This is a genomic window from Candidatus Spongiihabitans sp. (assembly GCF_965237845.1).
Classification (GTDB): Bacteria; Pseudomonadota; Gammaproteobacteria; order Arenicellales; family Poriferihabitantaceae; genus Spongiihabitans.
The window spans coordinates 1,227,921-1,242,460 of the sequence record NZ_OZ250154.1 but is presented as its reverse complement, the minus strand read 5'-3'; the positions used below and the strand labels follow the sequence as shown (position 1 = coordinate 1,242,460).

At 62.6% G+C, this 14,540-nt stretch carries 3 protein-coding genes; all 3 read right to left on the bottom strand.

The window, feature by feature from the left end; genetic code table 11:
• Positions 1-12: 12 nt before the first annotated feature.
• From ACPXXB_RS05945 to ACPXXB_RS05935, 3 genes are read right to left on the bottom strand one after another with little or no spacing between them, the layout of a single operon-like run.
• On the bottom strand, positions 13-4,974 hold the full coding sequence (locus ACPXXB_RS05945) for a putative Ig domain-containing protein (protein ID WP_423910530.1): 4,962 nt from the start codon (positions 4,972-4,974) through the stop codon (positions 13-15).
• Complete coding sequence (locus ACPXXB_RS05940; RefSeq protein WP_423910527.1) at positions 4,965-7,580, bottom strand: cadherin-like beta sandwich domain-containing protein; 2,616 nt, start codon at positions 7,578-7,580, stop codon at positions 4,965-4,967. The genes ACPXXB_RS05945 and ACPXXB_RS05940 overlap by 10 nt, the downstream gene beginning before the upstream one ends.
• A 38-nt stretch (positions 7,581-7,618) precedes the next feature.
• Positions 7,619-14,458 carry a BspA family leucine-rich repeat surface protein gene (locus ACPXXB_RS05935; protein WP_423910524.1) on the bottom strand — a complete coding sequence of 2,280 codons (6,840 nt, stop codon included), beginning with the start codon at positions 14,456-14,458 and terminating at the stop codon, positions 7,619-7,621.
• Positions 14,459-14,540: the final 82 nt, after the last annotated feature.

The window sequence follows — 14,540 nt, the reverse complement described above, 5'->3', positions numbered from 1 at the left end:
CCCCATGAAAAGTTAAAACCGCACTTCGCTCTTGATCAGGATGGCATGCTCGGTCGGGCCGCTGTTGCTCTCGCTGCGCTCGCCCGCCAGGTTCAGGTCAAACCGCGAACCCGCCTTCCAGTTCAGGCCGATGCGGTAGCTGTCGGTCGCGCCGAGGGTCATCTCGCCATATGGTGTCAGCACGCCATCGCGTTCGCGCAAGGCAAAACCGTAGCCCAGGCGGGCCTCCACTCGCGCGCGGTAGTCGGCGGCGGCGTTATCATCCCCATCCTCCAGCAAACCATCCCGCCATAACTCCTGAATGCCGCTGCCGCTCTCGCCGTAACTCGGGACCAAGCTCAGCGACAGACCTTGTCCATCAGCCCCGGGCTGCACCGCCAGCTTCCCCTGAATTCCCCATTCCTCATAGCCGCCGCTATGCCCGAGCAGCGCCCGCGCCCGAACTTCAACGGTTGCCCTCGTGACCGGATTGCGATAACTCAGCCGGCCGCCTATCTCCGCCCCGCTGCCGGTCTCGCCATCGCCGCCGTCATAGCGCACTCCGACTTCCAGCGATGACTCAAACAGACCGCCAGCCGACAGCGTGCGCGACTGACTCCCTTCCAAAGCGGCACGCAGACGGACGGCATCCACTTTCGCCGCCCCGGCAGCGCCCTTCACTTCCAGCTCGCTCCGCATGGCTTCGCCCTTGAGCCGATACCCGCTCGCCCCGACCTCCCACAACTGGCCGCTGCCGCCCGCGCCGACCGTGCGCAAGTCCACATCGCTTGACAGCATCGCCTTGCCCTTCTCGGTTTTCTCCAACTTGCCTTCACCGTAACCGACGGTCGCCCACAAATCCAACTGTCCAGCGCCCCAGCCGATATACGGATGCGCGCTGGTCATGTTCAAGCCATATTCGCCCTTGCCCAAATCCAGCAGGTCGCCGGCGTTATCGTCTTTATAGTTGAAGTCGCCCTGCATCCGCGACGCCGCGACGCCGACCAGCAGGTCGTCTCCCAAGCGCGCATCCACCCCAAGATGAACGCCGGACAGGTCGCCATCCCAGTCCAAGGCGACGCTGTCGCCAGACAACTTGCGGTATTCGCCGAGACCCCAGAAGACCGCCGAGGAGCGGCCAGCCGCGCCATCGCCGGCGTTCAACGGCAGCACAAAGTCGGAGCCAGCCAGCATCTCCTTCAAATCGCGGCGGTCTTCGGCCATGGCCTTGCCGTGGGTGCTGAGTGCGCCTGCCAGAGTGCGCTGCCCGCCGACGGCAAGCGCGCGCGCCGCGCTCCCGGACTGCCCAATCCGCCGCTCGATGGCGCTGACGACGCTGCCGGCCATGGCGCGCGCGACTTGCGGCAGGATTATGTCATTGAGCGCGGCGTTCCGCCGCCGGTCCGCGGCGTCATTGGCGCCGGCGGTCACGGCGATGGTCACCGTATCAGCGCCCGAGGCCAGATCGCGCGCATCCGTGACCGTCAGGCTGAACACCAGCGTCGCATTATTCGCCAACTGCGTCGGCGCAGTGAAGGTCGGGCGGGACGGGTCGGCGGTGTCCAGCGTCACCTGCGGCGCACCGTCGGTCTGGGTCCAGGCGTAAGCCAGGGTCTCGCCCTCAGGATCGCTGCTGGCGCTGCCGTCCAAGGTCACGGCGGCGCCCTCGGCCACGGTTTGCATCGGACCGGCATTGGCGGTGGGCGCGTCGTTGGCACCGGCGGTCACGGCGATGGTCACTGTGGCGGCGGCAGAGGCATGGCCGAGCTCATTCGTCACAATCAGGCTGAACACCAGCATCGTATTATTCGCCAACTGCGTCGGCGCGGTGAAGGTCGGTTTGATGACCGTGGCGCTGCTTAGGGCAACGGTCGGGCCGCCGGTCTGGGTCCAGGCGTAAGCCAGGGTCTTGCCTTCGGGGTCGCTGCTGGCAGAGCCGTCCAGGGTCACCAGATCGCCCTCAGCCACCGCCGGCTGGTCAGGCCCGGCATTGGCGGTGGGCGCGTCGTTGGCGCCGGCGGCCACGGTGATGGTCACTGTGGCGGCGGCAGAGGCATGGCCGAGCTCATTCGTCACAATCAGGCTGAACACCAGCGTCGCAGCCTTCGCCAACTGCGTCGGCGCGGTGAAGGTCGGTTTGATGACCGTGGCACTGCTTAGGGCAACGGTCAGGCCGCCGGTCTGGGTCCAGGCGTAAGCCAGGGCCTTGTCCTCAGGATCGCTGCTGGCAGAGCCGTCCAAGGTCACGGTGGCGCCCTCGGCCACGGTTTGCGCTTCGCCGGCATCAGCAGTGGCCACGCGGGCCACGGCGACCGTGTAGGTCCGCACCGTCGTGGCGTCCGCAGCTGTTACCACGACCTTGATTTCAGTCCCGCCCACCGCCAGACTGATGGCCTCGCTGGTCTCGCCGCTGGCGACGGCCGCGCCATTCACCGTGACGCTGGCGTTGGCGTCATTGAGCGTCGGCGTGACCGTGATGCTCGTCACCGCATTGCCAACGCTGGCGGTGTAGCTAATGGCGTCTGAGGCGAAGGCCGGGGTTAGGGCGCCGGCGGACAAGGTCAAGGCGCTCAAGGACGCATCAGCAGCAGCCGCGCGGGCCACGGCGACCGTGAAGGCGGCATCAGCGCTGGCGCCGTTGGCGTCGGTGACGGTGTAGGTCAGTGTGCTTGTTCCTTCTGCGGTCGGCGCGCCCGACAGAATGCGGGTGTCTTGGTCAAAGCTCAGTCCGTCCGGCAGGGCGCCGCCCGATGGACCGGTCAGGGTGTAGGTCAGGGGCGCGGTGCCGCCGGCGGCGGCCGGCAGTTCCAGGTCGGTGATCGCTGTGCCGGCCGTGTAGGCCTGGCCGGCCGGCGCGTTCAGGGTCGGTCCATCGCTAACGGTGACCGTGAAGGCGGCATCTGAGCTGGCGCCGTTGGCGTCGGTGACGGTGTAGGTCAGTGTGCTTGTTCCTTCTGCGGTCGGCGCGCCCGACAGAATGCGGGAGTCTTGGTCAAAGCTCAGTCCGTCCGGCAGGGCGCCGCCCGATGGACCGGTCAGGGTGTAGGTCAGGGGCATGGTGCCGCCGGCGGCGGCCGGCAGTTCCAGGTCGGTGATCGCTGTGCCGGCCGTGTAGGCCTGGCCGGCCGGCGCGTTCAGGGTCGGTCCATCGCTAACGGTGACCGTGAAGGCGGCATCAGCGCTGGCGCCGTTGGCGTCGGTGACGGTGTAGGTCAGCGTGCTTGTTCCTTCTGCGGTCGGCGCGCCGGACAGAATGCGGGTGTCTTGGTCAAAGCTCAGCCCGTCCGGCAGGGCGCCGCCCGATGGACCGGTCAGGGTGTAGGTCAGGGGCGCGGTGCCGCCGGCGGCGGCCGGCAGTTCCAGGTCGGTGATCGCTGTGCCGACCGTGTAGGTCTGGCCTGCCGGCGCGTTCAGGGTCGGTCCATCGCTAACGGTGACCGTGAAGGCGGCATCAACGCTGGCGCCGTTGGCGTCGGTGACAGTGTAGGTCAGCGTAACCGCAGCAGCTGTTGCCGCAGTCGGCGCGCCCGACAGAATGCGGGTGTCTTGGTCAAAGCTCAGTCCGTCCGGCAGGGCGCCGCCCGATGGACCAGTCAGGGTGTAGGTCAGGGGCGCGGTGCCGCCGGCGGCGGCCGGCAGTTCCAGGTCGGTGATCGCTGTGCCGGCCGTGTAGGCCTGGCCGGCCGGCGCGTTCAGGGTCGGTCCATCGCTAACGGTGACCGTGAAGGCGGCATCAGCGCTGGCGCCGTTGGCGTCGGTGACGGTGTAGGTCAGCGTGCTTGTTCCTTCTGCGGTCGGCGCGCCGGACAGAATGCGGGTGTCTTGGTCAAATCTCAGTCCGTCCGGCAGGGCGCCGCCCGATGGACCGGTCAGGGTGTAGGTCAGGGGCGCGGTGCCGCCGGCGGCGGCCGGCAGTTCCAGGTCGGTGATCGCTGTGCCGGCCGTGTAGGCCTGGTCGGCCGGCGCGTTCAGGGTCGGTCCATCGCTAACGGTGACCGTGAAGGTCCGGGTGGCGACGGCGGCGTTGGCGTCGGTGACGGTGTAGGTCAGTGTGCTTGTTCCTTCTGTGGTCGGCGCGCCCGACAGAATGCGGGTGTCTTGGTTAAAGCTCAGTCCGTCCGGCAGGGCGCCGCCCAATGGACCGGTCAGGGTGTAGGTCAGGGGCATGGTGCCGCCGGCGGCGACCGGCAGTTCCAGGTCGGTGATCGCTGTGCCGGCCGTGTAGGCCTGGCCGGCCGGCGCGTTCAGGGTCAGTCCATTGCTAACGGTGACCGTGAAGGCGGCATCAACGCTGGCGGCGTTGGCGTCGGTGACGGTGTAGGTCAGCGTGCTTGTTCCTTCTGTGGTCGGCGCGCCCGACAGAATGCGGGTGTCTTGGTTAAAGCTCAGTCCGTCCGGCAGGGCGCCGCCCGATGGACCGGTCAGGGTGTAGGTCAGGGGCATGGTGCCGCCGGCGGCGGCCGGCAGTTCCAGGTCGGTGATCGCTGCGCCGGCCGTGTAGGTCTGGCCGGCCAGCTCGGTCAACGCCGGCACGGCGGCCACGGTGACCGTGAAGGCGGCATCAACGCTGGCGCCGTTGGCGTCGGTGACGGTGTAGGTCAGTGTGCTTGTTCCTTCTGTGGTCGGCGCACCGGACAGAATGCGGGTGTCTTGGTTAAAGCTCAGTCCGTCCGGCAGGGCGCCGCCCAATGGACCGGTCAGGGTGTAGGTCAGGGGCATGGTGCCGCCGGCGGCGGCCGGCAGTTCCAGGTCGGTGATCGCTGTGCCGGCCGTGTAGGCCTGGTCGGCCGGCGCGTTCAGGGTCGGTCCATCGCTAACGGTGACCGTGAAGGCGGCATCAACGCTGGCGCCGTTGGCGTCGGTGACGGTGTAGGTCAGTGTGCTTGTTCCTTCTGTGGTCGGCATGCCGGACAGAATGGGGGTGGCGGGGTCAAAGCTCAGTCCGTCCGGCAGGGCGCCGCCCGATGGACCGGTCAGGGTGTAGGTCAGGGGCATGGTGCCGCCGCCGGCGGCCGGCAGTTCCAGGTCGGTGATCGCTGCGCCGGCCGTGTAGGCCTGGCCGGCGCGGTCAACGCCAGCACGGCGGCCACGGTGACCGTGACGGTGTAGGTCCGCTCCGTCGTGGCGTCCGCAGCTGTTACCACGACCTGAATTTCAGTCTCGCCCACCGCCAGACTGATGGCCCCGCTGGCCGCGCCGCTGGCGACGGCCGCGCCATTCACCGTGACGCTGGCGTTGGCGTCATTGAGCGTCGGCGTTACCGTGATGCTCGTCACCGCATTGGCTACGCTGGCGGTGTAGCTAGCGGTGTCTGAGGCAAAGGCCGGGGACAGGGCGCCGACGGACAGCGCCAAGCCGCTCAAGGCCGCATCATCGGCAGCATCAGCGGCAACACGGGTGACCGTAACAGTGTAGGTTCGCTCCGTCTCGGCGTCCGCAGCTGTTACCACGACCTGAATTTCAGTCTCGCCCACCGCCAGACTGATGGCGCCGCTGGCCGCGCCGATGGCGACGGCCGCGCCATCCACCGTGACGCTGGCATTGGCGTCATTGAGCGTCGGCGTTACCGTGATGCTATCCACCGCATTGGCGACGTTGGCGGTGTAGATAGTGGCGTCTGAGGCAAAGGCCGGATCCAGAACGCTGGCGGACAAGGTCAAGCCGCGCAAGGACGCATCATCGGCAGCGTCAGCGGCAACACGGGTGACCGTAACAGTGTAGGTCCGCTCCGTCTCGGCGTCTTCGGCGGTGACCACGACCTGAATTTCAGTCCCGCCCACCGCCAGACTGATGGCCCCGCTGGCCGCGCCGCTGGCGACGGCCGCGCCATTCACCGTGACGCGGGCGTTGGCGTCATTGAGCGTCGGCGTTACCGTGATGCTCGTCACCGCATTGGCTACGCTGGCGGTGTAGCTAGCGGTGTCTGAGGCAAAGGCCGGGGTCAGGGCGCCGGCGGACAGCGCCAAGCCGCGCAAGAACGCATCATCGGCAGCGTCAGCGGCAACACGGGTGACCGTAACAGCGTAGGTCTGCGTCGTCTCGGCATCTTCGGCGGTGACCACGACCTGAATTTCAGTCCCGCCCACCGCCAGACTGATGGCCCCGCTGGCAGCTCCGCTGACGACGGTCGCGCCAGCCACCGTGACGCTGGCGTTGGCGTCATTGAGCATCGGCGTGACCGTGATGCTCGTCACCGCATTGGCTACGCTGGCGGTGTAGCTAGCGGTGCCTGAGGCGAAGTCCGGGGACAGGGCACCGGCGGACAGCACCAAGCCGCGCAAGGACGCATCATCGGCAGCGTCAGCGGCAACACGGGTGACCGTAACAGTGTAGGTCCGCTCCGTCGTGGTGTCTTCGGCGGTGACCACGACCTTGATTTCAGTCTCGCCCACCGCCAGACTGATGGCCCCGCTGGCAGCTCCGCTGGCGACGGCCGCGCCATTCACCGTGACGCTGGCGTTGGCGTCATTGAGCGTCGGCGTGACCGCGATGCTTGTCACCGCATTGGCGACGTTGGCGGTATAGCTAATGGCGTCTGAGGCGAAGGCCGGGGTCAGAACGCCGGCGGACAAGGTCAAGGCGCTCAAGCTAGCAACGCTGGATGCTGGCACGGCCACGGTTATCGCTCTGGCGTTAGCGTCGCCGAAGTCCACATCGCTTGCGCCAATGCGGACACTGTAATCGCCGGATGCGGTGCCGGCTTTAGCGCTTAATGCAGCGCCGGTTAGGGTGAATTTATCATTACCGCTATCCCCGTCTCCTGCAGCCAGTGCATAGACCGGGGCTTGGTTGGTTAAAACGCCGTTCTGCGCAGCGAGATTGAGCACGACACGATTATCAGCGCCGTCATAGTCAGGGTTTGTAGTTCCAACAATATACCAGCGACCGAGGTTTTGGCTAAAGGCGACGGCATCTCGGAACATCTCTAACATATTCGTCACATTGCCCACCGTCCAGCCACCGATGTCCTGGTCAAAGGCGGCGGCGCCATCGAACATGTTTGCCATATTCGTCACATTGCCCACATCCCAGGTTCCGATGTCCTGGTTAAAGGCCCCGGCATACGAGAACATGCTTCCCATATTCCTCACATTGCTCACATTCCAGTCGCCGATGTCCTGGTTAAAGGCGGCGGCAAAGAACATGGCTGCCATATCCGTCACCTTGCCCACATTCCAGCCGCCGATGTCCCGGTTAAAGGCGGCGGCGGTGAACATGGCTCCCATATTCGTCACATTGCCCACATCCCAGTCGCCGATGTCCTGGTTAAAGGCGATGGAATAGAACATGCTTGCCATATTCGTCACATTGCTCACATCCCAGTCGCCGATGTCCTGGTTAAAGGCGACGGCAAGAAAGAACATTGCATTCATATCCGTCACCTTGCCCACATCCCAGTCGCCGATGTCCTGGTTAAAGGCGGCGGCATCCTCGAACATGCCTGTCATATCCGTCACATTGCCAACATCCCAGGTTCCGATGGCGCCGTTAAAGGCGGCGGCGTCTCGGAACATCTGACTCATGGAACGAACCCCGGCAAGATTTGGCGCATCCGTTGCGCTCATCCGCATATTAACGGCGCGATCAAATGCGTTTTCCATGCTGCTCCACTGCGCGCCGCCCCATTGTTTTATATCTATCAGTTTCTTTCTATCATCGCCAAAAGTGAAGTTAAAGCGGGTAATGGTGTTTGAGGCGGTGATGTCGTAGTCGCCGGCGGCGGCGTAGGTATGGTTGACCGCGCCGGTGGCGGTTTCAATCGCGCTGCCGTCCCCCAGTCAATGGTGTAGGCGCCTTCGCCGGGGAAGGTGATGGCATCGTTCGCCGTGGCGCGCCAGGTGGTGATAAAGGCAGTCGTATCAACAGCGCGGGCCACGGCGACGGTGTAGGTCTGCGTCGTCGTGGCGTCCGCAGCTGTTACCACAACCTTGATTTCAGTCTCGCCCACCGCCAGACTGATGGCGCCGCTGGCCGCGCCGCTGACGACGGTCGCGCCAGCCACCGTGACGCTGGCGTTGGCGTCATTGAGCGTCGGCGTGACCGTGATGCTGTCCACCGCATTGGCGACGTTGGCGGTGTAGCTAATGGCGTCTGAGGCGAAGGCCGGGGTTAGGGCGCCGGCGGACAAGGTCAAGCCGCTCAAGGACGCATCAGCGTCAGCGGCAACACGGGTGACCGTAACAGTGTAGGTCTGCGTCGTCTCGGCATCTTCGGCGGTGACCACGACCTGAATTTCAGTCTCGCCCACCGCCAGACTGATGGCCCCGCTGGCCGCGCCGCTGGCGACGGCCGCGCCATCCGCCGTGACGCTGGCGTTGGCGTCATTGAGCGTCGGCGTGACCGTGATGCTATCCACCGCATTGGCGACGTTAGCGGTGTAGATAGTGGCATCTGAGGCGAAGGCAGGATCCAGAACGCCGGCGGACAGCGCCAAACCGCGCAAGGACGCATCATCGGCAGCGTCAGCGGCAACACGGGTGACCGTAACAGTGTAGGTTCGCTCCGTCTCGGCATCTTCGGCGGTGACCACGACCTGAATTTCAGTCTCGCCCACCGCCAGACTGATGGCCCCGCTGGCCTCGCCGCTGGCGACGGCCTCGCCATCCACCGTGACGCTGGCGTTGGCGTCATTGAGCGTCGGCGTTACCGTGATGCTATCCACCGCATTGGCGACGCGGGCGGTGTAGCTAATGGCGTCTGAGGCAAAAGCCGGATCCAGAACGCCGGCGGACAGCGCCAAGCCGCTCAAGGACGCATCATCGGCAGCGTCAGCGGCAACACGGGTGACCGTAACAGTGTAGGTTCGCTCCGTCTCGGCATCTTCGGCGGTGACCACGACCTGAATTTCAGTCTCGCCCACCGCCAGACTGATGGCCCCGCTGGCCTCGCCGCTGACGACGCCCGCGTCATCCGCCGTGACGCTGGCGTTGGCGTCATTGAGCGTCGGCGTTACCGTGATGCTATCCACCGCATTGGCGACGCGGGCGGTGTAGGTCAGTGTGGCACTGTCGAAGACCGGGGTTAGGGCGTCGGCGGACAAGGTCAAGGCGCTCAAGCTAGCAACGCTGGATGCTGGCACTGCCACGGTTATCGCTCTGGCGTTAGCGGCGCCGAAGTCCACATCGCTTGCGCCAATGCGAACACTGTAATCGCCGGCTGCGGTGCCGGCTTTAGCGCTTAATGCTGCGCCGGTTAGGGTGAATTTATCATTATCGTCATCCCCTGCTCCTGCAGCCAGTGCATACACCGGGCCTTGGCCGGTTAAAACGCTGTTCTGCGCAGCGAGATTGAGCGCGACAAGATTATCAGCGCCGTCATAGCCAGGTTTTGGAGTTCCAACAATATACCAGCGACCGAGGTTTTGGCTAACGGCGGCGGCGCCATTGAACATGTCAATCATGTCAATTACCTTGCCCACATCCCAGCCGCCGATGTCGCCGTTAAAGGCGGCGGCGCCGCCGAACATGCCTGCCATATCCGCCACATTGCCCACATCCCAGCCGCTGATGTCGCCGTTAAAGGCGGAGGCATCTCGGAACATGTCAGACATAGCGCCAACAACGGAAAGATCCGGCGCATCCGCCGCGCTCATCCGCATATTTTCGGCACCATAAAATGCACTCCCCATGCTGTTCCACCGCGCGCCGCCCCATTGTTTTATATCTATCAGTTTCTCTCTATCCTCGCCATGATTTAAGTTAAAGCGGGTAATGGCGCTTGAGGCTGCGATGTCGTAATCGCCGACGGCGGCGTAGGTATGGTTGACAGCGCCAGTGGCGGTGTCAATCGCGCTGCCGTCCCCCCAGTCGATGGTGTAGGCGCCCACGCCGGGGAAGGTGATGGCGTCGTTCGCCGTTGTTGTGCGCCAGGTGGTGATAAAGGCAGTCGTATCAACAGCGCGGGCGACGGCCAGGGTGTAGGTCCGCACCGTCGTGGCGTCCGCAGCTGTTACCACGACCTGAATTTCAGTCTCGCCCACCGCCAGACTGATGGCCCCGCTGGCCGCGCCGCTGGCGACGGCCGCGCCAGCCACCGTGACGCGGGCGTTGGCGTCATTGAGCGTCGGCGTTACCGTGATGCTTGTCACCGCATTGGCGACGCGGGCGGTGTAGCCAATGGTGTATGAGACAAAGGACGGAGACAAGACGCCGGCGGACAGCGCCAAGCCGCTCAAGGCCGCATCGGCAGCACCGACGGTGACATCCACCATTATCGCGTTATCGTCGCCGAAAAGCACATCGCTTGCGCCAATGCGCACTTTATAGCTGCCGTCTGCAACGCCGGTATTGGCGCTTAATGCTGCGCCGGTTAGGGTGAATTTGTCATTATCGTCACCCCCGTCTCCTGCAGCCAGTGCATAGACCGGGCCTTGGCCGGTTAAAACGCTGTTCTGCGCAGCGAACCTGAACACGACAAAATCAGTAGCGCCATCATAGTCAGGGTTTGGAGTTCCAGCAATATACCAGCGACCGAGGTTTTGGCTAAAGGCGGCCGCGCCATTGAACATCCTATCCATATACTGCACATTGCCCACATCCCAGCCGCCGATGTCCTGGTTAAAGGCGGCGGCGCCATTGAACATGCCTATCATATTCTTCACATTGCCAACATCCCAGCCACCGATGTCCTGGTCAAAGGCGGCCGCGTCATTGAACATGCTGTCCATATTCGTCACCTTACCCACATCCCAGGTTCCGATGTCCTGGTTGAAGACGTAGGCTTTAAAGAACATGTCTTCCATACTCCTCACATTGCCCACATTCCAGCCGCCGATGTCCTGGTTAAAGGCCAAGGCATACGAGAACATGCTTCCCATATTCCTCACATTGCTCACATTCCAGCCGCCGATGTCCTGGTTGAAGACGTAGGCTTCAAAGAACATGTCGAACATATTCGTCACATTGCCAACATCCCAGCCGCTGATGTCGCCGTTAAAGGCGAGGGCGCTAAAGAACATGGCTGCCATATTCGTCACATTGCCCACATCCCAGCCGCCGATGTCCTGGTTAAAGGCCTCGGCATACGTGAACATGCTTCCCATATTCCTCACATTGCTCACATTCCAGCCGCCGATGTCCTGGTTGAAGACGTAGGCTTCAAAGAACATGTCGAACATATTCGTCACATTGCCAACATCCCAGCCGCCGATGTCCTGGTTGAAGACGAAGGCTTCAAAGAACATGCTTTTCATATTCTTCACATTGCTCACATCCCAGCCGCCGATGGCGCCGTTAAAGACGAAGGCATATTGGAACATGCCACGCATAGTGCGAACAGCAGAAAGATTTGGCGCATCCGTCGCGCTCATCCGCATATTTTCGGCGCCATGAAATGCGCCTTCCATGCTGCTCCACTGCGCGCCGCCCCATTGTTTTATATCTATCAGTTTCTCTTTATCCGCGCCATTATTTAAGTGAAAGCGGGTAATGGCGCTTGAGGCTGCGATGTCGTAGGCGCCAGCGGCGGCGTAGGTATGGTTGACCGCGCCGGTGGCGGTTTCAATCGCGCTGCCGTCCCCCCAGTCAATGGCGTAGGCGCCTTCGCCGGGGAAGGTGATGACATCGTTCGCCGTGGCGCGCCAGGTGGTGATAAAGGCAGTCGTATCAACAGCGCGGGTGACGGCGACGGTGTAGGTCCGCTCCGTCTTGGCATCTTCGGCGGTGACCACGACCTGAATTTCAGTCCCGCCCACCGCCAGACTGATGGCCCCGCTGGCCTCGCCGCTGACGACGGCCGCGCCATTCACCGTGACGCTGGCGTTGGCGTCATTGAGCGTCGGCGTGACCGTGATGCTCTCCACCGCATTGGCGACGCTGGCGGCGTACGTCAAGGCGCCGCTAGCGAAGGCCGGGGACAGGGCGCCGGCGGACAGCGCCAAGCCGCTCAAGGCCGCATCGGTGGCACCGACGGCGACATCCATCACTGCCGCGTTAGCGGCGCCGAAGAGCACACCGCTTGCGCCAATGCGAACACTGTAGTCGCCGGCTGCGGTGCCGGCTTTAGCGCTTAATGCGGCACCGGTTGCGGCGGTTATTAGGTCGAATTCATTATTATCGCTATCCCCGTCTCCTGCAGCCAGTGCATACACCGGGCCTTGGCCGGTTAAAACGCTGTTCTGCGCAGCGAGCCTGAGCACGACAAGATTAGTAATGCCGTCATAGCTAAGGTTTGGAGTTCCAGCAATATACCAGCGACCGAGGTTTTGGCTAAAGGCGGCGGCGCCATTGAACATGCCTTCCATATTCGTCACATCGCCCATATCCCAGCCGCCGATGTCCTGGTTAAAGGCGGCGGCGCGATAGAACATGTTATCCATATCCGTCACATTGCCCACATCCCAGCCGCCGATGTCCTGGTTAAAGACGTGGGCATCTCGGAACATGCCTCCCATATTCGTCACATCGCCCACATCCCAGTCGCCGATGTCCTGGTTAAAGGCGGCGGCGCCATTGAACATGTTATCCATATCCGTCACATTGCCCACATCCCAGCCGCCGATGCCCTGGTTAAAGGCGGCGGCGTCATTGAACATCCTATCCATATTCGTCACATTACCAACATTCCAGCCGCCGATGTCCTGGTTAAAGGCGGCGCCATCAAACATGTAGCTCATATCCTTCGCATTACTTACATCCCAGCCGCCGATGTTGCCGTTGAAGGCGGCGGCTCTAGAGAACATGTAGCTTATATTCGTCACATTGCCCACATTCCAGCCGCTGATGTCCTGGTTGAAGGCGCTGGCGTCATAGAACATGAAACGCATATTCGTCACATTACTTACATCCCAGCCGCCGATGTCGCCGTTGAAGGCGGCGGCTCTAGAGAACATGCCTGCCATATCCGTCACATTGCCAACATCCCAGCCGCCGATATCCTGGTTGAAGGCGGCGGCGCCATAGAACATGCTACGCATAGTGCGAACAGCAGAAAGATTCGGCGCATCCGTTGCGCTCATCCGCATATTTGCGGCGCCATGAAATGCGTTTTCCATGGTATTCCACTGCGCGTCGCCCCATTGTTTTATATCTATTAATTTCCCTCTATCCGCGCTATACTTTAGGCTAAAGCGGACAATCGCGCTTGAGACTGTGATGTCGTAGTCGCCGGCGGCGGCGTAGGTATGGCCGACATCGTCAGTGGCGGAGGCAATCGCGCTGCCGTCCCCCCAGTCAATGGTGTACCTACCTCCGCCGGGGAAGAGGATGGTGGTGTCGTTAGCCGTTGCGCGCCAGGTGGTGACAAAGACAGTCGTATCAACAGCACGGGTGATGACCAGGGTGTAGGTCCGCTTCGTCGTGGTATCTTCGGCGGTGACCACGACCTGAATTTCAGTCTCGCCCACCGCCAGACTGATGGCCCCGCTGGCCTCGCCGCTGACGACGGCCGCGCCATTCACCGTGACGCTGGCGTTGACAGCATTGAGCGTCGGCGTGATGGTGATGCTTGTCACCGCATTGGCGACGCTGGCGGTATAGCTAATGGTGTCTGAGGCAAAGGCCGGGGACAGGGCGCCGGCGGATAGCATCAAGCCGCTCAAGGCCGCAGCATCACCGACGGTGACATCCACCATTACCGCGTTAGCGGCGCCGAAGAGCACACCGCTTGCGCCAATGCGCACTTTATAGCTGCCGTCCGCGACACCGGTATTAGCGCTTAATGCAGCGCCGGTTAAGGTGAATTCATTATTATCGCTATCCCCGTCTCCTGCAACCAGTGCATAGACCGGGGCTTGATCGTCTAACAAAGCACTTTGCGCAGCGAGCCTGAGCACGACAAAATCAGTAGCGCCGTCATAGCCAGGGTTTGGAGTTCCAGCAATATACCAGCGACCGAGGTTTTGGCTAAAGGCGTCGGCGCCATTGAACATGTTGTCCATATTCGTCACATTGCCCACATCCCAGCGGCTGATGTCCTGGTTAAAGGCGGCGGCGCCATTGAACATGTATCCCATATACTCCACATCGCCAACATCCCAGCGGCCGATGTTGCCGTTAAAGGCGGCGGCGCCACGAAACATGAATGCCATATTCGTCACACTGTTCACCGTCCAGCTGCCGATGTCCTGGTTAAAGGCGGCGGCGCCATTGAACATGTCTGCCATATTCGTCACACTGTCCACCGTCCAGCGGCCGATGTCCTGGTTAAAGGCGGCGGCGGCGGCGAACATGGCTGCCATATTCGTCACATTGCCCACATCCCAGTCGCCAATGTCCTGGTTAAAAGCGTCGGTGGTAAAGAACATGAACCCCATATTCCTCACATTGCCCACATCCCAGCCGCCGATGTCCTGGTTAAAGGCGGCGGCGCTAAAGAACATGGACTCCATATCCCTCACATTGCTCACATCCCAGCCGCCGATGTCCTGGTTAAAGGCGGCGGTGGCACGGAACATGCTACGCATAGTGCCAACAGCAGAAAGATCTGGCGCATCCGTTGCGCTCATCCGCATATTTTCGGCGCCATAAAATGCGTTTTCCATGCTGCTCCACTGCGCGCCGCCCCATTGTTTTACATCTATCAGTTTCTCTTTATCCGCGCAAGACGATTGCCGATGGCGGGAC